The 25101-nt window shown below is 69.9% G+C and carries 23 protein-coding genes and 1 pseudogene; 14 read left to right on the top strand and 10 right to left on the bottom strand.

Going from position 1 to position 25101, the window contains the following annotated elements:
• Window positions 1-2176 (top strand): M1 family metallopeptidase (locus MD221_RS16320; protein WP_242113038.1); only part of this gene is annotated, 2176 nt, incomplete at its 5' end.
• 92 nt (window positions 2177-2268) lie between these two features.
• Here MD221_RS16320 and MD221_RS16325 read toward each other — a convergent pair.
• The gene (locus tag MD221_RS16325) at window positions 2269-2532 is read right to left on the bottom strand and encodes a hypothetical protein (RefSeq protein ID WP_242113039.1); all 264 of its coding nucleotides are present in this window, start codon (window positions 2530-2532) and stop codon (window positions 2269-2271) included.
• Here MD221_RS16325 and MD221_RS17545 point away from each other — a divergent pair.
• The 4 genes from MD221_RS17545 (at window position 2531) to MD221_RS16340 (ending at window position 6150) form a co-directional block, all read left to right on the top strand.
• On the top strand, window positions 2531-2662 hold the full coding sequence (locus tag MD221_RS17545; protein WP_277928928.1) for a hypothetical protein: 132 nt from the start codon (window positions 2531-2533) through the stop codon (window positions 2660-2662). The genes MD221_RS16325 and MD221_RS17545 overlap by 2 nt on opposite strands.
• A gap of 27 nt (window positions 2663-2689) precedes the next feature.
• The gene (gene prmC, locus MD221_RS16330; protein WP_242113041.1) at window positions 2690-3553 is read left to right on the top strand and encodes a peptide chain release factor N(5)-glutamine methyltransferase; all 864 of its coding nucleotides are present in this window, start codon (window positions 2690-2692) and stop codon (window positions 3551-3553) included.
• A gap of 79 nt (window positions 3554-3632) precedes the next feature.
• Window positions 3633-4574 carry a prolyl aminopeptidase gene (gene pip, locus MD221_RS16335; protein WP_242113043.1) on the top strand — a complete coding sequence of 314 codons (942 nt, stop codon included), beginning with the start codon at window positions 3633-3635 and terminating at the stop codon, window positions 4572-4574.
• Window positions 4575-4731: 157 nt separating this feature from the next.
• On the top strand, window positions 4732-6150 hold the full coding sequence (locus MD221_RS16340) for a sugar porter family MFS transporter (RefSeq protein ID WP_242113044.1): 1419 nt from the start codon (window positions 4732-4734) through the stop codon (window positions 6148-6150).
• Window positions 6151-6169: 19 nt separating this feature from the next.
• Here MD221_RS16340 and MD221_RS16345 read toward each other — a convergent pair whose 3' ends face one another.
• The 4 genes from MD221_RS16345 to MD221_RS16360 all read right to left on the bottom strand — a co-directional run bounded on the left by MD221_RS16345 (window position 6170) and on the right by MD221_RS16360 (window position 9850).
• A complete protein-coding gene (locus MD221_RS16345) occupies window positions 6170-6853 on the bottom strand; it encodes a hypothetical protein (protein WP_242113045.1) in 684 nt (227 codons plus the stop codon).
• Window positions 6854-7147: 294 nt separating this feature from the next.
• The gene (locus MD221_RS16350; protein ID WP_242113046.1) at window positions 7148-7693 is read right to left on the bottom strand and encodes an NUDIX hydrolase; all 546 of its coding nucleotides are present in this window, start codon (window positions 7691-7693) and stop codon (window positions 7148-7150) included.
• A 32-nt stretch (window positions 7694-7725) separates the two neighbouring features.
• The gene (locus tag MD221_RS16355; RefSeq protein ID WP_242113047.1) at window positions 7726-8640 is read right to left on the bottom strand and encodes a 5'-3' exonuclease; all 915 of its coding nucleotides are present in this window, start codon (window positions 8638-8640) and stop codon (window positions 7726-7728) included.
• A 631-nt stretch (window positions 8641-9271) separates the two neighbouring features.
• Window positions 9272-9850 carry a nitroreductase family protein gene (locus MD221_RS16360; protein ID WP_242113048.1) on the bottom strand — a complete coding sequence of 193 codons (579 nt, stop codon included), beginning with the start codon at window positions 9848-9850 and terminating at the stop codon, window positions 9272-9274.
• A gap of 151 nt (window positions 9851-10001) precedes the next feature.
• Between MD221_RS16360 and MD221_RS16365 the strand changes: the two genes are divergently transcribed.
• Both MD221_RS16365 and MD221_RS16370 read left to right on the top strand, forming a co-directional pair.
• Entirely contained in the window at window positions 10002-11120 is a 1119-nt protein-coding gene (locus MD221_RS16365; protein WP_242113049.1) for an NAD(P) transhydrogenase subunit alpha, read from the top strand.
• A 303-nt stretch (window positions 11121-11423) separates the two neighbouring features.
• On the top strand, window positions 11424-12527 hold the full coding sequence (locus MD221_RS16370; protein WP_242113050.1) for a hypothetical protein: 1104 nt from the start codon (window positions 11424-11426) through the stop codon (window positions 12525-12527).
• Window positions 12528-12564: 37 nt separating this feature from the next.
• Here the strand turns inward: MD221_RS16370 and MD221_RS16375 are convergent, their stop codons facing one another.
• Genes MD221_RS16375 through MD221_RS16385 form a run of 3 tightly spaced genes read right to left on the bottom strand, consistent with a single transcriptional unit; the run spans window position 12565 to window position 13967 of the window.
• Window positions 12565-12999: a DUF3106 domain-containing protein gene (locus MD221_RS16375; protein ID WP_242113051.1), complete on the bottom strand. Its 435-nt coding sequence runs from the start codon at window positions 12997-12999 to the stop codon at window positions 12565-12567.
• A 6-nt stretch (window positions 13000-13005) separates the two neighbouring features.
• Window positions 13006-13401 carry a hypothetical protein gene (locus MD221_RS16380; RefSeq protein WP_242113053.1) on the bottom strand — a complete coding sequence of 132 codons (396 nt, stop codon included), beginning with the start codon at window positions 13399-13401 and terminating at the stop codon, window positions 13006-13008.
• Window positions 13398-13967, bottom strand: coding sequence for an RNA polymerase sigma factor (locus MD221_RS16385; RefSeq protein ID WP_425602297.1), 570 nt, complete (start codon window positions 13965-13967; stop codon window positions 13398-13400). The genes MD221_RS16380 and MD221_RS16385 overlap by 4 nt, the downstream gene beginning before the upstream one ends.
• A gap of 264 nt (window positions 13968-14231) precedes the next feature.
• On the opposite strand from MD221_RS16385, the gene MD221_RS16390 reads away from it, so the two are divergent.
• On the top strand, window positions 14232-14528 hold the full coding sequence (locus MD221_RS16390) for an NAD(P) transhydrogenase subunit alpha part 2 (protein ID WP_242113055.1): 297 nt from the start codon (window positions 14232-14234) through the stop codon (window positions 14526-14528).
• Complete coding sequence (locus MD221_RS16395) at window positions 14528-15919, top strand: NAD(P)(+) transhydrogenase (Re/Si-specific) subunit beta (protein WP_242113056.1); 1392 nt, start codon at window positions 14528-14530, stop codon at window positions 15917-15919. Before MD221_RS16390 ends, MD221_RS16395 begins: the two co-directional genes overlap by 1 nt.
• Before the next feature lie 63 nt (window positions 15920-15982).
• Here MD221_RS16395 and MD221_RS16400 read toward each other — a convergent pair whose 3' ends face one another.
• Window positions 15983-16459 carry a DUF1440 domain-containing protein gene (locus MD221_RS16400; protein ID WP_242113057.1) on the bottom strand — a complete coding sequence of 159 codons (477 nt, stop codon included), beginning with the start codon at window positions 16457-16459 and terminating at the stop codon, window positions 15983-15985.
• A gap of 411 nt (window positions 16460-16870) precedes the next feature.
• On the opposite strand from MD221_RS16400, the gene MD221_RS16405 reads away from it, so the two are divergent.
• The gene (locus MD221_RS16405) at window positions 16871-17599 is read left to right on the top strand and encodes a helix-turn-helix transcriptional regulator (RefSeq protein WP_242113058.1); all 729 of its coding nucleotides are present in this window, start codon (window positions 16871-16873) and stop codon (window positions 17597-17599) included.
• A 7-nt stretch (window positions 17600-17606) separates the two neighbouring features.
• Here MD221_RS16405 and MD221_RS16410 read toward each other — a convergent pair whose 3' ends face one another.
• Complete coding sequence (locus MD221_RS16410) at window positions 17607-18026, bottom strand: hypothetical protein (protein WP_242113059.1); 420 nt, start codon at window positions 18024-18026, stop codon at window positions 17607-17609.
• A gap of 98 nt (window positions 18027-18124) precedes the next feature.
• Between MD221_RS16410 and sufT the strand changes: the two genes are divergently transcribed.
• The 4 genes and pseudogenes from sufT to MD221_RS17685 form a co-directional block, all read left to right on the top strand.
• Window positions 18125-18676, top strand: coding sequence for a putative Fe-S cluster assembly protein SufT (sufT, locus tag MD221_RS16415; RefSeq protein WP_242113060.1), 552 nt, complete (start codon window positions 18125-18127; stop codon window positions 18674-18676).
• 609 nt (window positions 18677-19285) lie between these two features.
• The gene (locus MD221_RS16420) at window positions 19286-21505 is read left to right on the top strand and encodes a M4 family metallopeptidase (protein WP_242113061.1); all 2220 of its coding nucleotides are present in this window, start codon (window positions 19286-19288) and stop codon (window positions 21503-21505) included.
• Between the two features lie 254 nt (window positions 21506-21759).
• Window positions 21760-23658 (top strand): M20/M25/M40 family metallo-hydrolase, encoded by a 1899-nt coding sequence (locus tag MD221_RS16425; RefSeq protein WP_242113062.1) that lies wholly within the window; start codon window positions 21760-21762, stop codon window positions 23656-23658.
• Window positions 23659-24396: 738 nt separating this feature from the next.
• Window positions 24397-24657: pseudogene (locus MD221_RS17685) on the top strand (peptidase M4 family protein); the annotation flags it as partial.
• Window positions 24658-25101 lie beyond the last annotated feature (444 nt).

Here is a 25101-nt window from a genome sequence, read left to right on the forward strand (position 1 = left end):
GGACATCACGCTGATCGTGCCGGAGCAGGACGTGGCGGTGGCCAACACCAGCGAGGAGAAGAGCGAGTCGCTCGGCGACGGCTGGAAGAAGCTGACCTTCCGCCGCACCGAGGCGCTGCCGAGCTACCTGATCGCCTTCGCCGTCGGCCCCTGGGACGTGCCGGCCGGTCCCGACATCGGCCCGAACGGCAAGCGCACCACGCCGCTGAAGCTGCGCGGCATCGCCGCCAAGGGGCAGGGCGGACGCATGGCCTATTCGCTGGCGAACACGCCGGCGATCGTCAAGGCGCTGGAGAACTATTTCGACATTCCCTATCCCTACGACAAGCTCGACAACGTCGCCGCGCCGGACTTCTGGGCGGGTGCGATGGAGAACGCGGGACTGATCGTCTACCGCGACGTGCTGATGTTCCCCGACGACAAGTCCAGCGCGCAGCTGCGCCAGGCCTACTGGGGCGTGAGCGCGCACGAGCTGGCGCACCAGTGGTTCGGCGACCTGGTGACCATGCGCTGGTGGGACGACCTGTGGCTCAACGAGGGCTTCGCCACCTGGATGGGCAACAAGATCCACGGCGAGCTGCAGCCCGAATCGCACGTCGACCGCCAGCTGCTGGAGGGGGTGATCGAGGCGATGGAGGCCGACAGCCTGGCCAGCACGCGCCGCATCCACGAGCCGATCAACGACTTCACCGACATCCAGTCGGCCTTCGACGGCATCACCTACCAGAAGGGCGCGGCCACGCTCGGCATGTTCGAGCACTTCATCGGCGAGGACAAATTCCGCGACGGCATCCGCAGCTACCTGCACAAGCACGCGCGCGGCAACGCCACCAGCGCCGACCTGATCCAGGCGGTGGCCGTGCAGGGCAAGGAGCCCGAGCGCCTGGCCAAGGCGTTCTCCAGCTTCATCGACCAGCCGGGCGTGCCTTCGGTGAAGGTGGACCTGGCCTGCGGCGAGGGCAAGCCGGCGCTCACCGTGACGCAGCAGCGCTACCTGCCGCTGGGCTCGACCGCCAGCGCGGGCCAGAGCTGGGGCATCCCCATGTGCGTGCGCTACGGCGACGGCAAGGCCGTGCGCGAGCAGTGCGCGCTGGTCGACGGCGCGCAGACCCGCATCGAGCTGGAGCAGGCGCAGAGCTGCCCGGCCTGGGTCATGCCCAACGCGCACGGCGACGGCTACTACCGCTTCTCGCTGGCGCCGAAACTGCAGCAGGCGCTGTCCGATGCCTTCGGCCAGCTCGACCAGCGCGAGCAGCGCATGTTCGCCGACTCGGTGCAGGCCGCCTACAACGCCGGCGAACTCAAGCCGGCCGACCTGGTCGCGGCCCTGCCCAAGTTCGCCGGCGCCCAGGTGCGGCAGACGGCGATGGCGGGGACCGGCGAAGTGCGCTGGATGGACGAGTACCTGTTCCGGAACGACGCCGCCGCGCGCAAGGCCTTCCGCGCCGGCATCGCCGAGATCTATCGTCCGCGCCTGGAGCGGCTCGGCCTGAGCTTCGGCGCCAGGGACGACGACGACACCCGCCTGCTGCGCGCGAGGCTGATCGCCTTCTTCGCCCTGCGGCTGGAGGACCCGGCGGTGCGCCAGGCGCTCGCCGCGCAGGGACGCGCCGTGCTCGGGCTCGACGGCGGCGGCAAGCTGCAGGAGGACGCCGCTCCGCGCGACATCCGCGGCGAGGCCATCAGCGCGGCGGTGCAGGAAGGCGGCAAGGCCGCGTTCGACGCCGCCGAACGCCACCTGCGCCAGGTGCAGGATCCGGAGCTGCGCGTGCAGCTGGCCTCCGCGCTCGGCGACACGCGCGATCCGGCGCTGGCCGAACGCGCGCGCGAGCTGGCGCTGTCGCCGGATACGCTGCGCAGGAACGAAATCCCGCACGTCCTCTTCGGGCAGGGCGACGAGCCGCAGCTGCGCGGCGCGCTGCGGCAGTGGATCGACGTCAACTTCAAGACCCTGGAAGCCAAGCTCGAACCGGCCGGCGCGACCCTGATCGACATCTATGCCTCGGGCATGTGCAGCGACGCCGAGGCGGCCGAGCTGCAGGCCAAGTTCGGCAACCGCATGGGGACCGTCGAGGGCGGGCCGCTGGCCTTGCGCCAGGCCGGCGAGCGCGTGCGGCTGTGCGCGGCGCAGCTGCAGGCGCGCCAGGGGCAGGCGCCGACGTTCCCGCGCAAGTGACGCCGCGGCCGGCCCGGATCAGGGCATGGCCCGGAAAAAACAGGGCGCCTCGCGGCGCCCTGTTTTTTTTACGCAGGAAATCCGCCGTCGCCTCAAGGCGTGTCGGGGGCGGGCTCGTCGTCGCAATTCATGCCGGCCGGACAATAGGGCGGCCATGGCGGCGAGGTGGGCGGCGGCACGCAGTCGGAGCGGTCCTCGTCCGGATCCACGCCCGGGGCGGCGGGATCGTCGCCGGATTCGTGGTCGTGGCAGTCGGGCGGCGGGTTCTGCGGCGAGGCCCAGGCAGGCGAAGCCAGGGTCCACGACGCCAGCTGCGTCGCGGCGAGGAGGAGCGCGGTGGCGAGAAGTCGGTGCATGGCCAAATCCTTGATGGCGGACGATGTCGGTGAAAACGCCGTCGATGAAAAGGGAACGGGAAAAAACGGAGCGGGAAAAACGGAACCGGAAAAAACGGCGCCGGCCGAAGCCGGCGCCCGCCGAGCATAGACCAGACCCAGGCCGTACCATGTGCGGATGCAAGACCCGATGCCCGCCACCGACGCGAACACGCTCCTGCGGGCCGCGCGCGCGCGGATCGACGCTTCGGAGGCGGAGCTGCTGCTGTTGCACGCCCTGCGCGGCCACGACGGTTCCCGCGACTACGCCCGCGCCTGGCTGTACACGCACGGCGACGATCCGCTCGACGCGGCGGTGCTGGCGGCATTCGAGGCATTGGCGCGCCGCCGCGAAGCCGGCGAGCCGGTCGCCTATCTCACCGGGCGCCGCGGCTTCTGGACGCTCGATCTGGCGACCTCGCCCGCGGCATTGATTCCCCGCCCGGAAACCGAGCTCCTGATCGAGGCCGCGCTGGCCCGCATCCCGGACGACCGCGAGGTGCGCGTCGCCGACCTGGGCACCGGCAGCGGCGCGATCGCGCTCGCGCTGGCCATCGAGCGTCCGCGCGCGCGGGTGATCGCCGTGGACGTCAGCCAGGACGCCTTGGCCCTGGCCGCCGCCAACGCGCGCGGCCATGCGCTCGGCAACGTCGAGTTCCGCCGCGGCAGCTGGTTCGCGCCGCTGAGCGGCGAGCGCTTCGATGCCGTGGTCAGCAATCCGCCGTACCTGGCCGAGGACGATCCGCACCTGCAGCAAGGCGACCTGCGCTACGAGCCGCGCATCGCGCTCAGCTCCGGCAGCGACGGACTCGACGCCATCCGCGCCATCGCCGCCGACGCGCCGGCCCACCTGACAGCGGGCGGCTGGCTGCTGCTGGAGCACGGCTACGGACAGGGCGCGGCGGTGCGCGCGCTGCTGCAGGCGGCGGGATTCGCGCAGGTGGCCACCGAGCGCGACCTGGAGGCGCGCGAGCGCGTGACGCTGGGCCGAGCGCCGGACTGAAGGCCTCGTCGCGCACGCCCGGTGCAGGGGCGTCGCGCTCGAGCGGCTACACTAGGCGTCCGATCAGCGGAGTTCCTGCATGCGCGACCTGTATCCCGACATCGAACCCTACGACACCGGCACGCTCAAGGTCGACGATCGCCACACGCTCTACTACGAACAATGCGGCAACCCGGACGGCAAGCCGGTGGTGCTGCTGCACGGCGGCCCCGGCGGCGGCTGCAGCGCGAAGATGCGCCGCTTCCACGATCCGGCGAAATACCGCATCGTGCTGTTCGACCAGCGCGGCAGCGGCCGGTCCACGCCGCACGCCGACCTGGTCGACAACACCACCTGGGCGCTGGTCGCCGACATCGAGAAGCTGCGCGCCAGGCTCGGCATCGAGCGCTGGCAGGTGTTCGGCGGCTCGTGGGGCTCGACGCTGGCGCTGGCCTACGCGCAGGCGCATCCGCAGCGCGTCACCGAGCTGGTGCTGCGCGGCATCTTCATGCTGCGGCGCTGGGAGCTGGAGTGGTTCTACCAGGAGGGCGCCTCGCGCCTGTTTCCGGATGCCTGGGAGCATTACCTCGCCGCCATCCCGCCGGTCGAGCGCCACGACCTGATCTCCGCCTTCCACCGCCGCCTGACCGGCGACGACGAGGCCGCGCGCCTGGCCGCCGCGCGCGCCTGGAGCGTGTGGGAGGGCGCGACCTCGTTCCTGCACGTCGACCAGGATTTCGTCACCGGGCACGAGGACGCCAAGTTCGCGCTGGCCTTCGCCCGCATCGAGAACCATTATTTCGTCAACGGCGGCTTCTTCGAGGTGGAGGACCAGTTGCTGCGCGACGCGCACAGGATCGCCGACATCCCGGGCGTGATCGTGCACGGCCGCTACGACGTGGTGTGCCCGATCCAGAGCGCCTGGGAACTGCACAAGGCGTGGCCGAAGTCGCAGTTGACGATCACGCCGGCCTCCGGGCATTCGGCCTTCGAGGCGGAGAACATCGACGCGCTGGTGCAGGCCACCGATCGCTTTGCCTGATCCCCGGCGCATGCTTCTCGTGGCCTGATCCTCGACGGCGCGATGGTCTTGTTTGCATGACCGCCACCGGCCGTCACGCATACGTATGCGATGACGGCCGGGCCGCGACGCGGTAACGTTCGGCGCGACCCTCGATCCTTCCGCGGGAGGAAACGCCATGAATGCAGTCGCCAGCGCGTCCCCGGCGCGCGCCAGCAACGCCCGCGTGATTGCCATCGCCTCGGTGGCGGCGCTGGGCGGTTTCCTGTTCGGCTTCGACACCGCGGTGATCAACGGCGCGGTCGACGCCATCCGCGGCGATTTCCGCCTCGACGCCGCGCTGATCGGTTTCGCGGTCTCCTGCGCGCTGCTCGGCTCGGCCCTCGGCGCTTGGTACGCCGGCCCGATCGCCGACCGTTGGGGACGCGTGCGCACCATGCAGGTGGCGGCGGTGGCGCTGACGGTCAGCGCGCTGGGCTCGGGACTGGTGGTCGGCGTCTGGGACCTGGTGTTCTGGCGCCTGGTCGGCGGCATGGGCGTGGGAATCGCCTCGGTGATCGCGCCGGCCTACATTGCCGAGATCTCGCCGGCGCGCGTGCGCGGCCGGCTGGGCTCGCTGCAGCAGCTGGCGATCGTGCTCGGCATCTTCGTCGCGCTGGCTTCCGATGCGCTGCTCGCGCACCTGGCCGGCGGCGCGGCGCAGCCGCTGTGGCTCGGCCTGAACGCCTGGCGCTGGATGTTCCTGGTCGCCGCGCTGCCGGCGCTGGTCTATGGCCTGCTGGTGCTGCGCGTGCCCGAGTCGCCGCGCTACCTGGTGGCCAAGGGCGAGAAGACCCTGGCCGCCTCGGTACTGCGGCAGGTGCTCAACCTGGACGACGGCGAGGCGCTGCGGCACAAGATCGAGGAGATCGACGCCAGCCTGCGCGCCGAGCACCGCCCGCGCCTGCGCGACCTGCGCAAGGCCGGCGGCGGGCTGCTGCCGGTGGTGTGGATCGGCATCCTGCTGTCGGTGTTCCAGCAGTTCGTCGGCATCAACGTGATCTTCTACTACTCCTCCACGCTGTGGCATTCGGTCGGCTTCAGTGAGGCCGACGCGTTCAAGATCACCGTGGCCACCTCGGTGGTCAACGTGCTGGTCACGCTTGTGGCGATCGCCCTGGTCGACCGCATCGGCCGCAAGCCGCTGCTGGTGGTCGGTTCGGCGGGCATGGCGATCGCGCTGGCGGTGATGGCCTGGTGCTTCTCCCGGGCCAGCGGCGGCGGCGCGGACATCCAGCTGCCCGAGCCCTGGGGGCCGGTGGCGCTGGTGGCGGCCAATCTGTACGTGATCTTCTTCGGCGTGAGCTGGGGCCCCGTGGTGTGGGTGCTGCTGGGCGAGATGTTCCCCAACCGCATCCGCGCCATCGCGCTGGCGGTGGCCGCCGCCGCGCAGTGGCTGGCCAACTTCGCCATCACCGCCACGTTCCCCGGGCTGGCGGAGATCGGCCTGAGCTTCGCCTACGGGCTGTATGCCGCCTTCGCGCTGCTGTCGTTCGTGTTCGTGCTGGCCATGGTGCGCGAGACCAAGGGCATGGAACTGGAAGAAATGCGCGGCTGAGCGGACCGGCGCCGCGGCCTCAACGGGCGGTCTTCTGCGGAGCTCCGACATCGACCCGCACGCGGCGATAGACCCGCTGGACCTGCACGCTTCCGCCCGGCAGCTGGCCGTCGATGCTGATCTCGACGCGCAAGCCGTCGGGCGTTTCGGCGTAGCGGTAATAGGCGCGCCGGCCCGACGGCATGTCCGCCTGCAGCATCAGTTGACCGTTTTCCTCGCGCAGGGCCGCCTGGATGCCGTTGCCAAGCCCGACCCTGCCGGCAAGCGGCAGGAAGACCACGGCCTCGCGGTCGCCGCGGCCGAACAGGACGCTCTCGCGCGTGCGCTGCAGGATCAGGCTGCCCTCGGTGGGGGCCGCGAAGGCCAGTTCGGCGGGAAGCAGGCCGGCCAGCGAGACGTCCGGCGATTCGCCGCTTCTCCTGTCGCCGTGCGGTCGGCCGCCACGCCTGCCCATTCCGCCCCTGCCGCCGCCCTTGCCGCCGCGTCGCGGCCCCCGCGTTTCACCGCTTTCCCTGCGTTCCTGCCGGGCCTCCTGCACCGCTTCCTTGAATTTCTCCCGGGCCTGTTCGAACAGCCGGTCGTTTTGCTCCGTATCGGGCTGCCATTCGCCCGAGATCCACGCGGTCCTGTCCTGGCACGGTGCGGTCGGGGCGGCGGCCAGGAGCAGGCAGCAGAGCAGCAGGCTCCAGCGGGGAAGGGGCATGGCGGGCTCCGGGATCACGGCGGTACCGTGGAGGGCGGTACCGTCGAGTAACGCCCCATCACGGCGGAGGATGACGGACGGAGGCGCAAATCCGGCCCGGTTCAGTCCGGAGTTAAAGTGGCACGGAGGACGGCGATCGTCCGCTAGGAGGGATCGCGCAGCCCCCGGTTCCCGGTCGCGCTCAGGTGCCGCTCGCGCAGCAGCAGGAACAGCGGCAAGGCCAGCGAGACGCCGACGGCCAGGCCGGGCAGCGGACTCTCGGAAAAAGGGGCGTCGAGAGGAAATCGCCCCCGGTCAAGCCGCCGGCGAGCCGTCCGGGTTGTGCTCGATCATCCACAGCCCCGCCCAGAGCTTGAGGTCCAGTTCGTAGCCCTGTGCATGCATCTGCATCAGCCAGGCCGGTGCGCCGGCGCGCGGCACGCGGTGCACGGTGATGTTCTCGCTGCCCACGCCGCCGCCTGCGCCGACCTTGCGCAGGTCGCGGGCGCGGGCGAAGGCGATGCGCTCGTTGCTCATGCCGGCCGAAGTGGGGCCGATCAGCAGCACGTCGACGCGGCCGGCCTCCCAGCCGGTCTCCTCGATCAGTTCGCGGCGCGCGGCGGCCTCGAGGGTGTCCGCGTCGTCGTCGTCGCCGACCAGGCCGGCCGGCATCTCGATGGTCTTGGCGCCGAGCGGGACGCGGTACTGCTCGACGAACAGCACGTGGTCGTCGGGCGTCACCGCGATCACCAGCACGGCCAGTCCGTCCTTGCCGTGCGTGCGCTCGCACGATTCCCAGTGGTCGCGCTTGACCAGGCGCAGCCAGTCGCCCTGGTAGAGGATTTCCGGAGTGTCGCTCATGGGGCCGTCACGAAGAATGCGTTGCCACGATGCTACGACGGATCCGATGACGAGGTTAAGTCGACCTCGGTCACGGTCTGCAGGCGCTTGCGCGTCAGCGGTCCGAAACGCATCGCCTGGCACAGCGCCGCCAGCGTGCCGGCCTCGGCCGCGCCGCGCGCGAAGGGCGGGGCGAATCCCGCCAGCGGCGCGTCGATCGCGATGGTGGTGAGCTGCCGGCAGAGCAGGGCCTGCTCGCGATGCAGGCGCAGCTTGACCGCCGCCTGCGCGGCGCCGCGGAAGCGCAGGTAGGGCACCTCGTCGATGCGCTCGAACAGGGCGTCCAGGCTGCCGAAGTGCGCGAGCAGCACGGCCGCGGTCTTGGCGCCGATGCCGGGCACGCCGGGAATGTTGTCGATGGCGTCGCCGCACAGGGCGAGGTAGTCGGCGATCTGGCGCGCCTCCACGCCGTGGCGCGCCTTCACGCCAGCCATGCCCCAACGCTGGCCGCGCGCGAAGTCCCATTGCTCGTCGTGCTCGAGCAGCAGCTGCGAGAGGTCCTTGTCGGCCGAAATGATGATGCCGCGATGGCCGTGCGCGCGCGACTGGTGCAGGGCGCTGCCGATCAGGTCGTCGGCCTCGTAGTCGCCGTGTCCGAGCACGGGCAGTCCGATGGCATCGCACAGCGCCTTGCAGTAGGCGAACTGGCGCTTGAGTTCCGGCGGCGCCGGCGCGCGATTGGCCTTGTAGGCCGGGTACAGCGCGTTGCGGAAGCAGCTGTCGAGCGCCTCGTCGAAGGCGATCACGATATGCCGGGGGCGTTCGCGCTCCAGCAGCTCGATCACGAAGCGCGCGAAGCCGTGCACGGCGTTGGTCGGCCAGCCGTCGGTGTCGTGGAATTCGTCCGGCATCGAGTGCCAGGCGCGAAACACGTAGAGGCTGGCGTCGACGAGGTAAAGGGGTTTCATGGCAAGGGGGGACGATAAACCATTGCCGGGGGTTCGCGGGTGCGGCGGTGCGATCGCAGTCGATACCGCCTGGGAGTTTGCCGGTGCCGTCCATGGCGCGACATTCCAGGCTTCGGGTCGTCCGGCCTCTCGCGGCGCTGTCGGCGCGGCGCTAAATCCAAGGCCGGGCGGGCGCACCCGCAGCCGATGCCGCGAGGGCAGCGGTGACGCTGGGGAGGTTGGTTGTTGCCGTCCAAGGCGCGACAATCCAGGCTTCGGGTCGTCCGGCCTCTCGCGGCGCTGTCGGCGCGGCGCTAAATCCAAGGCCGGGCGGGCGCACCCGCAGCCGATGCCGATAGGGCATCGGTGACGCTTGGGAGGATGGTTGTTGCCGTCCATGGCGCGACATTCCAGGCTTCGGGTCGTCCGGCCTAGCGCCGCTCTGCCGGCGCGGCTCTAAATCCCTGGCCGGGCGTTCGCAACCGCTGCCGATGCCGATAGGGCATCGGAGACGCTTGGGAGGATGGTTGTTGCCGTCCAGGGCGCGACATTCCAGGCTTCGGGTCGTCCGGCCCGACCATCCATGGTCGGGCGTTCGCAACCGCAGCCCTCAGGGGCGTTGACGACGCCCCTTCGACCTTGAGGGCGTCTGCTAAGCGCGGTTGCTCACCCAATCCGTCAGCAGCGCGGTGGCGTCCGGCCGCTCGCGCTCGGGCGCTTCCAGCTTGGGGGTGCCGATGTGGATGAAGCCGGCGATGCGTTCCTGCGCGCCCAGTCCGAGCAGGCCGAGGATCCTGGCGTCGTAGGCCGGCCAGCCGGTCAGCCAGCTGGCGCCGAAGCCCAGTGCCTGCGCGGCCTGCAGCAGGGCGAAGCAGACCGATCCGGCGCAGAGCAGGCGCTCGATCTCGGGAATCTTGCCGTCCTCGGCATCGAGCACGGCGATCACCGCGATCACCAGCGGCGCGTGCGAGAAGCGCTGGCGGTCCTTTTCCACGACGCTGTCGGCGGCGTCGGGATCGAGCTCCAGGGTGCGCGCGGCCAGCGCCTCGCCGAGCGCCCGGCGCGCGTCGCCGGCGATGCGCAGGAAGCGGAACGGCACGCGCTTGCCGTGGTCGGGAACGCGCGATGCCGATCGCAGCATGCGCAGCAGGGTGGGAGCGTCCGGTCCCGGTTCGCCGAGTTGCTTGGCGGGAACGGAGCGGCGGGCGTCGAGGGCGTCGAGTGGGGTCACGGGGGAAAGGTTTCCGGTAAAACGAATGGGGCGTCGGCGTCGAAGGTCCCTGCAGGAACGGGGACGCGGACCGCCTCCATTCTGCCATCGGGACATCGCGGGGGCCGTTGCGATTCGCTAGGATGGCGGCGAATCTCCAGCGGAGCCTTGCATGGCAGCGGACAGCGGAGCGGTATGGATCGGAGTCGCGCGCGAAACCGCGCCGGGCGAGCGTCGCGTCGCGCTGACGCCGGAAACCTGCAAGAAGCTCGTCGCCGCCGGCGCGCGGGTGCGGGTCGAGCGCGGCCTGGGCGCCGGCGCCCATCTAGGCGATGAGGCCTATGCCGAGGCGGGCGCCGAACTGACCGACGCCGCGACGGCGCTCTCGGGCGCCGACCTGGTGCTGTGCGTGCAGGCGCCGCCGCCCGCGACCATCGCCACGCTCAAGGACGGCGCGGTGCTGGTCGGCAGCCTGCAGCCCGACGCCTCGCCCGAGCGCGCGCAGGCGCTGCGCGACCGGCACATGGTCGCCTTCCCGCTCGAGCGCCTGCCGCGCACCACGCGGGCGCAGGCGATGGACGTGCTCAGCTCGCAGGCCGGCATGGCCGGCTACAAGGCGGTACTGATCGGCGCGCAACTGGCGCCGCGCTTCTTCCCGATGCTGACCACGGCGGCGGGCACCATCCGGCCCTCGAAGGTGCTGATCGTCGGCGCCGGCGTGGCCGGCCTGCAGGCGGTGGCGACCGCCAAGCGGCTCGGCGCCCAGGTCGAATGCTTCGACGTGCGGCCGGAAACGCGCGAGCAGATCGAATCGCTGGGCGGCAAGTTCCTCGACCTCGGCGTCAGCGCCGCCGGCGAGGGCGGCTACGCGCGCCAGCTCACCGACGAGGAGCGCGCCGAACAGCAGCGCCGCCTCGCCGAACACCTGAAGGGCATCGACGTGATCGTCTGCACCGCGGCGGTGCCGGGGCGCCCGGCGCCGAAGATCATCTCCGCCGCGATGGTGGCCGGGATGAAGCCGGGCAGCGTGATCGTCGACCTGGCCGCGGAGACCGGCGGCAATTGCGAGGCGACCCGGCCGGGCGAGACCGTCGACAGCGGCGGCGTCACCGTCGCCGGTCCGCTCAACCTGGCCAGCAGCGGCGCCCTGCACGCCAGCGAGATGTACGCGCGCAACGTGTTCAATTTCGTCTCGCTGCTGCTCAAGGACGGCGCGCTGGCCTTCGACTGGGACGACGAACTGCTGGCCAGGAGCGTGTGGCCGGAACGCAAGGCGGAAACGGCGGGATGACCGCGGCCGTGCGTGCGCGGATCGCCGAGGTGGTCGATCTGCTCGCGCGCGTCTACGTCGGCACCAATCTCGTGGTCGAGGCCGGCGGCAACACCGTCTACCGGGTGCCCGGCACTTTCACCGAGGACGAGCGCCGGCGGCTGGACGCCTCGGGCTGGCCGCCCAACGCGATGGTCGCGCCTTCCCACGCGCAGGCCGTGTCGGAGTTGCGCGCGCTGGCGGCGCGGCGCGATCCGCGCCGCGCCGCCGCCCCCCCCCCCCGCCGCGGGGGGGCGCGCCCCCCCGCGGCGGGGGGGGGGGCGTTTGCCCCGCCCCCGCGCCGCCGACGCCTACGTCGCCGCGCTGGTCTCGGCCGATCCCGCCTGGCAGGCGGTGCTGCCGGCGATGGCGCTCGGCCTGGCGCTGCCGGCGCACGAGGCGGAGCCGATGGGCCCGCGCAATCCGGTCTGCCGGATCTGCTTCCACGACGCGCATCCCAGCGATCGCACGCTGGCGGCCTATTTCCGCCACAAGGAAGGCAGCGGCTGGAGCGACGAAGCCGGCCCGACGGCGGCGATGCTGACCCTGGAGGAAGCCGACGCGCTCGCCGCCGGGGAGTGGCCGCGGCCGACGCCGCGCGATGTCTGGGTGCTGCACACGCTGCTAGATCTGCTGCGCGCCCTGCCGGCCGGCGCCCGCTACGGCCAGGCGCGTACGCGCATCAAGGCCAGCGGGCTGCTGGCCGTGAATACGCCGCAGCGCTGCCAGTCGCTGCTCGAATCGCTGGCCTTCCTCGGCGTGCTGGCGAACGCGGACTTCCCCGGACTCCTGCAGCGCTTCACCACCGCGGCCGAGCGCGACCGCCGCCCCAGCCCGCGCATAGAGGCGCCGGCGCCGCTGGCATGGTGGACCGGCGGCGACGGCGTCGACGAAGCCCTGCTGGCGCGGCTGTTCGGCCATCTCGCGCGCCCGGCGCGCGAACCCGCCGCGCCCGCGCGCGCGGCGCCTGCGCGGCGCAAGGCGCCGGCAGCGGCGGGCGCGAAGAAGGGGCCGGCCCCGCTTCCCGGACCGGTGGCGGCCGGCGACGTCTACGCGGTGCGGGTGCGCGAGGACGCCTGGGTGGCGGCGTATTGCCACCAGACCCGGACCGACCACAAGGGCGCGGTCTGGGGGTGCATGGAATACCTGGACCTGTGCGGCCCGCAGCCGCCGGACGCGGCCGCCGCCGCGCGCGCGGGCTATCGCGACAGGCGCGGCGGCGATCGCTGGCAGAGCTGGTGCCGGGGTTTGGACAAGACCGCCGGCGTGAAACGCATCGCCACGGGCATCGCCGCGCCGGCGCATCGCCAGCCGGCGCCCACGCGCATCCCGAGCGGCTCGGCCGCAGACCTGAAACACCTGGCCAGCTGGCATTTCGCGCTGGATTGAGCGGGCTGGACCGAGCGCGCCGGATGCGCGCGGCGACTCAGGGACGCGGCGGCGGATTGCGCTCGATCCAGGCCCTGCGCTGTTCCGGCGTCATCGCGCGGAAGCGTTCCATCTGCGCCTTGCGCTGCTCCGGCGGCAGCGTGCGCAGGGTGTCGAACAGCGCGCGCATCTCCTCGCGCTTGCGCGGATCCATGTGGTCCCAGCGCTTCATGCCGCGATGCGCGCGCTGGCGCTGCTCGGGCGTCATCTCGTGCCAGCGCCGGGCGCGCTCGAGCATGCGCGCGCGCTCGTCGGGATTCTCGTTCCAGCGTTCGCGCACGGGCGCCAGCAGCAGGTCGCGCTGCTCGCGGCTGAGGCGATCCCAATCGGGCAGCGGCGCGGCGGCCGGCGCGGTCGCGGGCGGCGGTGGCGCGGCCCCGGCCGCGGCGGCGCCGAGCAGCAGGACCAGCAGGAGGGGGGCAAGGCGCGTCATCGGAGGTCACTCCATGGCAAGGGTCTGGGCGTCCTGCGAGGCCAGCCAGAGGTAGAAATCGGGATTCTGGTCGAAGACGCCGTCCCCATCGGCATCGCCGTCGGCGGCGGCAACGGCGGCGGCGGGCGGCGCCTCGACGATGGGCGTGGCGCGCTCGGCACGCTGCCATTGCAGGCCGAGCACGGCCGCGAACAGCGCAGCGCAGGCGGTCGCGCCGGCCAGGCCGTAGCGCCGCAGCGGCGAGGCGGCCGGTCGCGCCGACAGCGCGCCGCGGCGGCGCTGATGCAGCTGCGCCTGGGTGCTGGCCGACAGTCGGTCGGCCGCCTCCAGATAGCGCCGCCGCATGGCGGCATCGAAGCCGCTTTCTTCGGGCCCGCGCGCTTGCGGGGGGGTGTCGTTCATGCGAAATCCTCCAGGCGTCGCTGCAGCGCGTCCCGCGCCCGCGACAGGTGTGTCTTCACCGAGCCCTCGCTGCAGCCCATGATGCGCGCGGTGTCGGCGACGTCGAACTCCTCCAGCACGCGCAGCGTGAAGGCCTCGCGCTGGCGGCGCGGCAGCTCGCGCAGCGCATCGACGAAACGCGCGTAGGCCTCGCGGCCGTCGTGGGCGCGCGCCGGGTCGGGCTGGTGGTCGGCCCAGTCCGGCGTGCCGTCGGCGGCGTCGCCGGCGTTGAACAGCCAGCCCAGCCGGAACGTGCGGCGCCGCTGCGCGTCGATGATGCGGCTGCGCAGGATGCTCCAGAACAGCGGCGACCATTCCGCCGCCGGGCGCTCGCGATAGGCCAGCATCTTCATCATCGCGTCCTGCACGGCGTCGAGCGCGTCCTCGCGGTGGCGCAGCCCGAGCTCGGCGAAACGGAACGCGCGCGGGCCGGTCTCGGCCAGGAACCGGTCCAGGCTGGGGGGCTCCGCGGCGGGCGCGGCCGGCGGGGCGGGACGGGCGGCGTCGGCGTTCACCGGGACGAGCATAAGCCGGCCGCGCGCAACGGCGGCTGTCGCCGCAGCTCCATCGGCGCGCGCGGCGGCCGGCGGGGGCGGGAGGTCTGTCGCGCGCGGGCGTGCGGCGGTGGCCATGTCATCGGGTCTGGGACGGGTCGAAGCGGTTGCAACGGAAACGTCCGGGAGCGGCATCGGTTGACAGCCCTGCGCGCGGGGGCGCCCCGTGCCCCGATCCGTCCCAAAGCCGGCGTCTGGCTCTATGATGCGGGAAACCAGGCTGTGGGGAGATCGGCGGTGAGCGACGGGTTCGTGGCGCTATACATCTTCATGCTGGCGGCCATCGCCGGCAACGTGATCATCTCGCGCGTGCCGGTGATCCTGCACACGCCGCTGATGTCGGGCAGCAACTTCATCCACGGCATCGTGCTGATCGGCGCGATGGTGGTGCTGGGGCATGCCGACACCACCCTGGAGAAGGTGATCGGTTTCGTCGCCGTGCTGCTGGGCGCGGGCAACGCCGCCGGCGGCTACGTGGTGACCGAGCGGATGCTGGAGATGTTCAAGTCCTCCAAGCCGCCGGAGAAGAAGTGATGGTGTGGCTTTCCTTTGTGGTGAAGGCGAGCTACCTGGTCGCCGCGACGCTGTTCCTGCTCGGCCTGCAGCGCATGGCCTCGCCCAAGACCGCGCGCAGCGGCATCCAGTGGGCGGGCATCGGCATGCTGATCGCCACCGTGGCGACCTTCTTCCTGCCCGGCCTGCACAACCTCGGCCTGATCGTGGCGGCCGCCGCGATCGGCACCGCGCTGGCCTGGATCTGGGGCAAGAAGGTCGCGATCACCGACATGCCGCAGATGGTGGCGCTGTTCAACGGCATGGGCGGCGGCTCGGCGGCGGCGATCGGCGCGGTGGAGCTGTTCAAGTACTCGGCCCTCGGCAGCGCGCCCAGCGTGGTCACCCTGTCGCTGGCGGTGATCGGCGCCCTGATCGGCGCGGTGTCGCTGACCGGTTCGGTCATCGCCTGGGCCAAGCTCGACGGGCGCATGGACAAGCGCTACACCTTCGGCGGCCAGCAGGTGCTCAACGCGCTGGTCGCGCTGGCGGCGGTGGCGATGGGCGCGCTGGCGATCCATTCGCTGAGCGTGCCGGACATCGTCATCTTCTTCGCCGCCGCCCTGCTGCTCGGCGTGCTGATGACCCTGCCGATCGGCGGCGCCGACATGCCGGTGGTGATTTCGCTCTACAACGCCTTCACCGGCCTGGCGGTGGCCTTCGAGGGCTACGTGCTCGGCAACGAGGCGCTGATCATCGCCGGCATGATGGTCGGCGCGGCGGGCATCCTGCTGACCCGCCTGATGGCCAAAGCCATGAACCGCTCGATCAAGTCGGTGCTGTTCTCCAACTTCGGCGGCGGCGGCCAGGCGCAGGAGATCACCGGTTCGCAGAAGCCCATCGAGGCCGGCGACGTCGCGGCGATGATGGCCTATGCCGAGCGCGTGGTGATCGTGCCCGGCTACGGCATGGCGGTGGCGCAGGCGCAGCACAAGATCTGGGAACTCACCCAGCGCCTGCTCGAGCGCGGCGTGAAGGTGAAGTTCGCCATCCATCCGGTCGCCGGCCGCATGCCCGGCCACATGAACGTGCTGCTCGCCGAGGCCGGCGTGCCCTACGACCTGATCGCCGACATGGACGACATCAATCCCGAGTTCCCCAACACCGACGTCTCGCTGGTGATCGGCGCCAACGACGTGGTCAACCCGGTCGCCAAGACCGATCCCGCCTCGCCGATCTACGGCATGCCGATCCTGGACGTGGTGAACTCCAGGAACACCATCGTCATCAAGCGCGGCAAGGGCACCGGCTTCGCCGGCATCGAGAACGCCCTGTTCTACGCCGAGAACACGCGCATGCTCTACGGCGACGGCAGCGAGATGGCCAATGCGCTGGTCAGCGAGCTGAAGGCGCTGGACGGCGGCGGGCACTGACGGGCCGCCGCTTCGGCGCGCCCCTGCTTGGGGCGTGCCGAGCGGAACCGCGCGGGTCGCGCCTCAGGAATCGCGTCCGCGCAGCGCCCTGCGCGCCGCGAACGCGCAGATCGCGCCGAACAGCAGATGCATGGCGATGCTGCTGCCCACCCAGGGCAGGTTGTTGAATTTCGGCATGCCCGCCGCCGACAGCGGCAGCACCACCAGGTTCATGGCCAGGTACAGCAGCGCGCCGTACGGCAGCCCGTAGCCCAGCGGGTGGCGGACCAGGGCGCGCCAGCGGCGCGCGAACAGGAAGTAGACGACCACCATGGCCGTGGCGATGCCGTAGTGCAGGGCGGCGCCGAGCCAGGCCGTCGTCGCGCCGCCCTGGAAGCTGGCGTCGCCGAGCAGGCCGGCGGCGATGGACTGGAACACCTGCGTGGCGCTCACGCCGCGCGGTGACCAGAACGCCACGGCGAACACGGCATCGATGCTGGCCAGGACGATGCCGCCCAGGATCAGCCAGGGCCAGGCGCGGTCGTTGTGCGGATGCGGCATGCCGGTTTCCCTTGCGGGCGCCGACGGGTCCGTTCCCTGCGGCGCGTGGTCGAGCTCTCGAAGCCGGGCCACCCCTGGCACGGCACGGCGGATCGAAGCGCCGTCAGGCCCTCGAGGACCGCAAAACTCGCTGAGATTTAGCAGATTTCCCGTATTGCGGCAAGCGGGATTAGCACGGATGCCGAGGCATCGCCGTGCGCGTAAAAAATGCCCAGCCCCGGCCCGTTGGGGCAGGGAATGGCACACGGATGTGCCGCTTTTCCGCCGTCGCCCGATGCGCGCCCGCCCCGTCCCGACCGCAATCCGCGCGTGCCATACTCGGGGCATGGAACTGCGTTTTTCCCCGCTGCGTCGGCGCCGCGTGCATGCCTTGCCCGCCGCGCGCGCCGCCCGGGTGCGGGGGATGCGGCGATGACCCGCGAAATCGACGCCCGCCTGCGCTCGCTGTTCGACCAGATGCCCGGCCTGTGGGGCTGCAAGGACGAGCATTCGGTCTTCATGTACGCCAATGCGCGCTACACCGAGGCGGTGGGTTTGAAGCATCACCTGGACGCGATCGGCCGCAGCGACTTCGACATGCCTTGCGACACGGTCGCCTGCGCGCACCTGTTCCAGGCGCAGGACAAGGAAGTGATGCTCAGCATGAAGCCGCTGCGCGTCATCGACATCCATCCCTTCGCCGGCGGGGAATGGCGCGCCTATCTGTCCACCAAGACGCCGATGATGGACGACGACAGCGGCAAGGTGGTCGGCACCATCTTCCATCTGGCCGACATCACCTCCGCCAACACCGTGGAGCTCGGTTCGCTGCTGGGACGCGTGCAGACCGGCATCCAGCTCGCCAACGGCCTGGCCGGGCAGGGCAGCTACGTGCTCGACAGCCAGCACCGCGGCGCCATCAAGCTGAGCCAGCGCGAGGCGGAGGTGCTGTTCTTCCTGGTGCGCGGCAAGACGATCAAGGAGATCGGCGCCATTCTCGAACTGTCCCCGCGCACGGTGGAGAACTACATCGACGCGATGAAGGGCAAGTTCGCGGTCGAGAACAAGGGCGCGCTGATCGACCAGGCGATCTTCCTCGGCTACCTCAACTACATTCCCGAGCGGCTGTTCAAGCAGCAGCTGTCGGTGGTGCTGCGCTAGGCCGCGCTCAGCGTCCCAGGACCGCGGCCACCACCAGCGCCGCGCCGATCCAGGCCAGATCCTGGGCGGAATTGGCCAGCCAGATCAGCGTCCAGGCGTGCCCGGCGCCCAGGCGCACGAAGGCGTCCCAGGGGCCGAGCCCGAGCGGGATGCCCATGCCGATGGCGGCGATGCTCCAGTTGGCGAAGGCGACCGCGATCGCCGTGGCCAGCACCGCGCCGGCCGCGCGCCAGGGACCCGCGCGGACGCGGCACAGGCGCAGCAGCCAGATCGCGTCCAGGGCGGCGATCACCGCCATCCAGCCGTTCTGCTTGCCCCCGGACAGGGAAATCAGTGCCCAGATCGCGCCGATGCCGCAGCTGGCGACCAGGAGCAGCAGCAGGATCAGCGGCCCGGAGGCGGGGGAGTGCGGACGGTCTGGGGCCATGCGGAACGGTGCGGTCGCCAAACGAAACAGCATACCGCCTGTGCCGCCGATACAATGCACACCTTGCGCGGCCCCGGCGCCGCCACCATTTTCCCGGCATGTATTCCCGCAGCAGCGAACCCGTCCGCCTCGAACGCGATTGCGCCGCCGTCCTGGTGCCGCAAGGCGAAGCCGTGACCCTGCCGGCCGGCAGCATCGGCTACATCACCCAGGCGCTGGGCGGCAGCTACACCGTCTTCATCGAGGGCAACCTGTTCCGGATCGCCGGCCGCGACGCCGACGCGATCGGCAAGGAGCCGCCGGCGCCGCTGGCGCTGCCCGAGGACGCCGACGACGAGGCGGTCGAGGTGCTGGTCTGGAAACAGCTGCGCACCTGCTTCGATCCCGAGATCCCGATCAACGTCGTCGATCTCGGCCTGGTCTACGAAGCCAACGTGTCCCGTCGCGACGACGGCGGCCGCTTCGTGGAAGTGAAGATGACCCTGACCGCTCCGGGCTGCGGCATGGGCGACATCCTCGTGGACGACGTGCGCAGCAAGCTGGAAATGATCCCGACGGTGGCCGAGGCCGACGTCGAGCTCGTCTTCGACCCGCCGTGGAACCGCAACATGATGTCCGAGGCGGCGCGGCTCGAAACCGGAATGTTATAGCCGCGTTATTTCGGTTGCGCCCGAAACCGCTGCGTCGCCGGAATTGTGACGAAGGGCGCGCAAACCACCTCGAATCATCGCAGGTGCGACATAGACCGCGCCCCCGGTTGTCCTTTATGGTCGATTCATGGACACACGGCGTCACGTGTCCTGAATTGTCCGGCGGCCCGCATCGACCGCGCCTCCGGATGCGTGCAGGGGCTCGATCCGGGGACTCTCTTTGATGTTCGACAAGACCCAATGCCGTTTCGGAGCGCGCAGGCCGTGGCCTTGCGCATGCCGGGGCGCAGGGGCGGCGGACATCGTCGGGCATCCCGCAACGGGCGGCCGCGGCACGGCCCGCGACGGCAGCAGTGCCGGCGTCGGTGGCTTTGCTTTCGTCGAAGGCGGCATCAGGCAATAACCGAAACTGCGCAGGCCCCGGTGGTGCCGGCGCGTTGCCGGCGTCGTGGAAGCCGGGATCTCGAACAGCAGTACGGATCTCCGTCCGGCACAGGGGCGGCGGACAGGCCGTAGTTGGAAACGCGTTGAGAGAGACCGCCCGGACGGGTGGTCGCATATCCAACCTTTAGGAGAAGCACTGTCGTGATCAAGAAACATGCTTTGCGAGTGTCCGCAATCACACCGCTCGCTTTTGCCTGCGCCGCATTGTCCGCGCAGGCCGCGACCCGGGTAGACCTGCACGGGACCAATCTCGCGCAACTCAATGCCCGCTCCGGCGCGGCTACCGTGGGCGTGCTCAAGCAGCCCGTGCAGCGCCACGCGCAGATACTGAGCCTGGGCGCCGAATCCAGCCTGCGCGCGCTGAGGTCGAATGCGCTGCCCAACGGCGTGCGCAACTACCGCTACCAGCAGGAATTCCGCGGCATGCCGGTGTACGGCGCCGACGTGGCGATCAGCGAGGACGGCAACGGCAACGTGCGCGCGCTGTTCGGCCAGAGGATCGACGGGCTGGAGCGCGAGCTGCCGGCCGCCGCGCCCAAGCTGAGCGCCACCCAGGCGCTGTCGCTGGCCAAGACCGCGCGCCACGGCACCGGCCTGCTCGGCCTGCGCATCGAAGGCGAGCGCAGCGAGAAGGTCGTGTTCGTCGACAAGAGCGGCAAGGCCCATATCGCCTACAAGGTGTCGTACTTCGCCGACAGCCCCAAGGGCGGAAACGCCAGCAACCCGCAGGTCTTCGTCGACGCCAACAGCGGCGAGATCCTCAAGCAGTCGAACATCCTGCAGCACGCCGAGATCGGCACCGGCCCCGGCGGCAACACCAAGACCGGCCAGTACGAGTACGGCACCGACTTCGGCTTCCTCGACGTGGAGCAGAGCGGCAGCAACTGCACCATGAACTCGGCCAAGGTCACCACCATCAACCTCAACGGCGGCACCAGCGGCTCCACGCCCTGGACCTACGCCTGCCCGCGCAACACGGTGAAGGCCATCAACGGCGCGTTCTCGCCGCTCAACGACGCCCACTACTTCGGCCATGTCGTCTTCGACATGTACAGCGACTACCTCGCCGCCTCGCCGCTGACCGGCAAGGTAACGCTGAAGGTGCACTACAGCACCAATTACGAGAACGCGTTCTGGAGCCCGTCGACGCAGACCATGTCCTTCGGCGACGGCTTCAACACCTTCTATCCGCTGGTCAGCCTGGACGTGCTCGCGCACGAGGTCTCGCACGGCTACACCGAGCAGAACTCGGGCCTGGAGTACGAAGGCCAGTCGGGCGGCATGAACGAATCGTTCTCCGACATCGCCGGCGAGGCCGCCGAATTCTTCTTCAAGGGCAGCAACGACTTCCTGGTCGGCGCGGACATCTTCAAGAATCCCACCGGCGCGCTGCGCTACATGGAAGACCCGACGCTGGACGGCGATTCGATCGGCAGCGCCAACGACTACTACGACGGCCTGGACGTGCACTATTCGTCCGGCGTCTACAACAAGGCCTTCTTCAAGCTGGCGCATACCGCCGGCTGGGACACCAAGAAGGCGTTCCTGGCATTTGCCTACGCCAACCGCGACCACTGGACGTCGACCTCCACCTTCTATCAGGGCGCATGCGGCGTGGAAACGGCGGCCGAACTGCAGGGCTGGAGCAAGGCCGACGTCACGGCGGCGTTCGCCGCGGTGGACGTGAGCTGCGGTGGCGGCCCGCCGCCCGACCCGGATCCGGTGGCGCTGTCCAAGGGCGTGCCGGTCACCGGCCTGGCCGCGGCGACCAACAAGGCGCTGACCTTCACCCTGGACGTGCCCGCGGGCGCGACCAACCTGACGTTCACGCTGTCCGGCGGCACCGGCGATGCCGACATGTACGTGAAGCTGGGCAGCATGCCGACCGACACCAGCTACGACTGCCGTCCCTACAAGAGCGGCAACGCCGAGCTGTGCACGTTCGCCACCCCGACCGCCGGCAAGTACTACGTGCGCGTCAAGGCGTACGCCGCCTATGCGGGCGTCAGCCTGGTCGGCGACTGGGGCGGCGGCAGCGGCGGTACGCAGACCTACACCAACGACACGGATTTCAACATCACCGACTACGGCTCGTTCCGCAGCCCGGTCGCGGTCGCCAGCCGCACCGGCAACGCGCCGAACAACGCCCAGGTGAAGGTCGACATCGCGCACACCTACATCGGCGACCTGAAGGTCGACCTGATCGCGCCCGATGGCAGCGTGTATGTGCTGCACAACCGCACCGGCGGCAGCGCCGACAACATCAACAAGACCTACACGGTCGATCTGTCGAGCGAAGCGTTGAACGGCACGTGGAACCTGCGCGTGAAGGACAACGCCAACGGCGACACCGGCAAGCTCAACAGCTGGAGCGTCACGTTCTGAGTGCATGCAAGTGTGACGACAAGAACCCCGGCTTTGTGCCGGGGTTCTTGTTTGTGTCGAGCGGAATCACCGCTATCCACAGGAATGCTGCGGCCGCAGCTTGATTGCCGCCGCGATGCTCGCTTAGCGTCGGGGATGCAGCGCATCCGCTTTTTTCACGAAGCCGTCATTTCGGCTGCTCGACCATCCAATCCGCATTCCTTCCCATTCCACATTCCGCCGGCCCCCGCCGCCGGAAGATCAGGAGCGACACGATGAAACCCTTGCACACCCTGACGACCTTCCTCGCGGCCGCCATGTTGTCGCCGCTGGGCGCCGCCGCGCACGGCGGCGCCGTGCTTTCGCCCGCCTCCGCGCCGAGCGGCGAGGACGCGATGGCCTCCGTGTATCTGGTCAGTTCCGACGCTACCTACCGCACCGGCATCCGCAGCAGCGCGCGCAACAGCCTCGCGCGCAAGGACAGCCTCGGCAACGCGCTGGTGATCTCCGAGGTCAAGGCGCACCAGCTGCCCTCGATCAGCGAGACCGTGCACTCGCTGGAGAAGCGTTGCGGCGGCTACTTCGCCTTCGACACGCAGGCGGAGGCCGAAGCATTCATCCGCTCCGACCGCACCGCGCAGGCGATCCAGCGCCAGGCCCTGGTCTCCTACACCATCGACAACCAGGCCACCGTCGACCCGTGGCTGCCGCTGGTGCAGGCCTCGAACATCCTCGGCACCATCAGCCACCTTTCCACCTCGTACAACAACCGCTACTACGCCACGACCACGGGCCAGCAGTCCGCCAACTGGATCCGCGACACGTGGGCCGGCCTGGCCAACGGACGCAGCGACGCCAGCGCAGCGCTGTTCACCAGCTGCGGCAACTGCTCGACGCAGCCCTCGGTCATCCTCACCATCCAGGGCAACGAGCTGTCCGACGAAATCGTGGTGCTGGGCGCGCACCTGGATTCGATCAGCTCCAGCGGCAGCGGCTCGAGCATGAACGCTCCGGGCGCGGACGACGACGCCTCCGGCATCGCCACGCTCACCGAGGTGATCCGCGTCGCCCTGGCCAGCGGCTGGAAGCCCAAGCGCACCGTCATGTTCATGGGCTACGCGGCGGAGGAAGTGGGCCTGCGCGGCTCCAACGCCATCGCGCAGTCGTTCAAGACCCAGGGCAAGAACGTCGTCGGCGTCCTGCAGCTGGACATGACCAACTACAAGGTCGGTACCGGCGTGGACATGCAGCTGATCACCGACAACAGCAACGCCGCGCTCAAGCAGTTCCTCACCGATCTGTTCGACGAATACCTGCAGCCGCTGGGGCTGACCCGCGGCACCTACACCTGCGGCTACGGCTGCTCCGACCATGCCTCCTGGACCAGCGCCGGCTTCCCCGCGGCGATGATGTTCGAGGCCGGCGACGAGAGCGGGGAGTACTTCCCGTACATCCATTCCTCCAGCGACACGCTGTCCAACATGGGCAACAGCGCCGCCAACAGCGCCAAGTTCGCCAAGCTGGGCCTGGCCTTCCTCGGCGAGCTCGGCAAGACCAGCGGAGGAGGAAGTCCCGGCAACCAGGCCCCGGTGGCCGACTTCAGCGTGACCACCAGCGGCCTGTCGGCCAATTTCACCAACGCCTCCACCGACAGCGACGGCAGCATCGCGTCCTACCAGTGGGACTTCGGCGACGGCGGCAGCGCGACCACGGCCAGCCCGGCCCACACCTACGCTTCCGCGGGCACCTACAGCGCCAAGCTGACGGTGACCGACGACGACGGCGCCAGCCACAGCAGGACCCGCTCGGTCACGGTGAGCGGCGGCAGCGGCGCGCAGACCTACCGCAACGACAGCGACTACGCGATCGCCGACTACGCCACCGTCAACAGCCCGATCGCCGTGTCCGGCCGCAGCGGCAACGCACCGAGCGCGACGCAGGTGCAGGTGGACATCAAGCATCCCTACATCGGCGATCTCAAGGTCGATGTGGTGGCGCCGGACGGCAGCGTCTACGTGCTGCACAACCGCACCGGCAGCAGCACCGACAACATCCTCAAGACCTATTCCGTCAATCTCTCCAGCGAAGCCTTGAACGGCACGTGGAACCTGCGCGTGCGCGACGGTGCGAGCGGCGACACCGGAAAGATCGACAGCTGGGCGATCACCTTCTGATTCCCGAAGGCGATCCGGCAGTGCGCCGGAAACCGCCTGTTTTCGGGCCTCTCCGTCCCCGGCAGCGCCGGGGACTTTTTTTGTCGCGGCGTCGCGACGCGTTGCGCGCGTGCAGGCGTGCTTTCACGCCATCTACACCATCGTTGTGATCAGTTGCACCTGAAATTATCTATTGACGGTTTTGGGGATGAGGTCACAGCTTGATGCGGGTTTTTGCTGCGGCCGCAACGTGAATCGCCTCGGAAACCTTCGATAAGGTCGTAACAGGACGCAGGATGTCACGCGTCCTTTTTCATCGGATCGACGGTTCGGCCCGATCCGATGGCAGCTCTCCATGATGGAACGTGCGGAGGTCGGAACGCTTCATGTCGTGTCGTTAGCGCACATCGCGGCAGCCGCGCCGGCCTTGTGCCGTAGGCGTGCCGCATGTGGCGGTGACCGCGTGACGCTCCGTCTTCCGCGCCCCGGTCGTGTGGCGGCGGCGCCGGCCGCAGTGCAGGCGTGCATTGGCAGCAGATTGGCCGAACGCAACAACGCATGAACCCCAAAAGCTGCGCAAAGCACCCAACCCACGTGGGGGTGGGATGGACGGGTGTTGTCGAACAGCAGCGCTACAGCCGTCGCGGGCCCGATCCCGCGCCGGAACGCAGTTGGAATAGCACAGAGAGAGACGCCCGCGAGGGCGATCGCAAATCCAACCTTGAGGAGATACAGATCGTGAATTCCCGTCATCGTTCCATGAAGCTCATCGCCGTCACGCCGCTCGCGCTCGCCCTGTCGGCGCTTTCCGCGCAAGCCGCCAATCGCGTGGACGTGCAGAAGCTCGACGTTTCGCAGCTCAACACCCAGTACGCCAGGGCCAGCGCCAACCTCGGCATCGCCGCCAAGGCCGCCGACCGCCATGCCGAGCTGATCGGCCTGGGCGCCGATTCCTCGCTGCGCGAGGCCGGCGTGAAGAAGGACAAGCTGGGCACCTATCACCGCTATACCCAGCTCTACAAGGGCGTTCCCGTCTACGGCGAGCAGATCGTGGTCGCTGACGACGGAAAGGGCAACGCGCGCAAGCTGTTCGGCACCCGCGTGACCGGGCTGGAAAGCGAGATCTCCAGCACCGACGCGAAGCTGACCAGCACCCAGGCGCTGGGTCTGGGCAAGCAGATCGCCCTCGGCCAGAAGCTGCTCGGCATGAAGGTGGAGCGCGAGCAGAGCACGAAGATGATCTACATCGACGACAACGGCCGCGCGCACCTGGCCTTCGTCGTGACCTTCTTCGCCGACAGCCAGAAGGGCGGCAACGCGACGCGCCCGATCCTGATCATCGACGCCAACAACGGCACGCTCCTGCACCAGCAGGAGAACATCCAGCACGCGCTGATCGGCACCGGCCCCGGCGGCAACCAGAAGACCGGCCAGTACGAGTACGGCACCGACTACGGCTTCCTC

This window comes from Luteimonas aquatica, assembly GCF_022662575.1.
Taxonomy (GTDB): domain Bacteria; phylum Pseudomonadota; class Gammaproteobacteria; order Xanthomonadales; family Xanthomonadaceae; genus Luteimonas; species Luteimonas aquatica.

Excerpts from the sequence above, each read along its gene's own strand:
- MD221_RS17545 (WP_277928928.1), top strand. The coding sequence starts at position 2,531 with ATGGCCAAATCCTTGATGGCGGACGATGTCGGTGAAAACGCCGTCGAT.
- MD221_RS16425 (WP_242113062.1), top strand. The coding sequence starts at position 21,760 with ATGAAACCCTTGCACACCCTGACGACCTTCCTCGCGGCCGCCATGTTG.
- MD221_RS16405 (WP_242113058.1), top strand. The coding sequence starts at position 16,871 with ATGACCCGCGAAATCGACGCCCGCCTGCGCTCGCTGTTCGACCAGATG.
- MD221_RS16395 (WP_242113056.1), top strand. The coding sequence starts at position 14,528 with ATGGTGTGGCTTTCCTTTGTGGTGAAGGCGAGCTACCTGGTCGCCGCG.
- MD221_RS16325 (WP_242113039.1), bottom strand. The coding sequence starts at position 2,532 with ATGCACCGACTTCTCGCCACCGCGCTCCTCCTCGCCGCGACGCAGCTG.
- MD221_RS16385 (WP_425602297.1), bottom strand. The coding sequence starts at position 13,967 with ATGCTCGTCCCGGTGAACGCCGACGCCGCCCGTCCCGCCCCGCCGGCC.
- MD221_RS16400 (WP_242113057.1), bottom strand. The coding sequence starts at position 16,459 with ATGCCGCATCCGCACAACGACCGCGCCTGGCCCTGGCTGATCCTGGGC.
- MD221_RS16380 (WP_242113053.1), bottom strand. The coding sequence starts at position 13,401 with ATGAACGACACCCCCCCGCAAGCGCGCGGGCCCGAAGAAAGCGGCTTC.
- MD221_RS16410 (WP_242113059.1), bottom strand. The coding sequence starts at position 18,026 with ATGGCCCCAGACCGTCCGCACTCCCCCGCCTCCGGGCCGCTGATCCTG.
- prmC (WP_242113041.1), top strand. The coding sequence starts at position 2,690 with ATGCAAGACCCGATGCCCGCCACCGACGCGAACACGCTCCTGCGGGCC.
- MD221_RS16340 (WP_242113044.1), top strand. The coding sequence starts at position 4,732 with ATGAATGCAGTCGCCAGCGCGTCCCCGGCGCGCGCCAGCAACGCCCGC.
- MD221_RS16350 (WP_242113046.1), bottom strand. The coding sequence starts at position 7,693 with ATGAGCGACACTCCGGAAATCCTCTACCAGGGCGACTGGCTGCGCCTG.
- MD221_RS16365 (WP_242113049.1), top strand. The coding sequence starts at position 10,002 with ATGGCAGCGGACAGCGGAGCGGTATGGATCGGAGTCGCGCGCGAAACC.
- MD221_RS16345 (WP_242113045.1), bottom strand. The coding sequence starts at position 6,853 with ATGCCCCTTCCCCGCTGGAGCCTGCTGCTCTGCTGCCTGCTCCTGGCC.
- MD221_RS16355 (WP_242113047.1), bottom strand. The coding sequence starts at position 8,640 with ATGAAACCCCTTTACCTCGTCGACGCCAGCCTCTACGTGTTTCGCGCC.
- pip (WP_242113043.1), top strand. The coding sequence starts at position 3,633 with ATGCGCGACCTGTATCCCGACATCGAACCCTACGACACCGGCACGCTC.
- sufT (WP_242113060.1), top strand. The coding sequence starts at position 18,125 with ATGTATTCCCGCAGCAGCGAACCCGTCCGCCTCGAACGCGATTGCGCC.
- MD221_RS16375 (WP_242113051.1), bottom strand. The coding sequence starts at position 12,999 with ATGACGCGCCTTGCCCCCCTCCTGCTGGTCCTGCTGCTCGGCGCCGCC.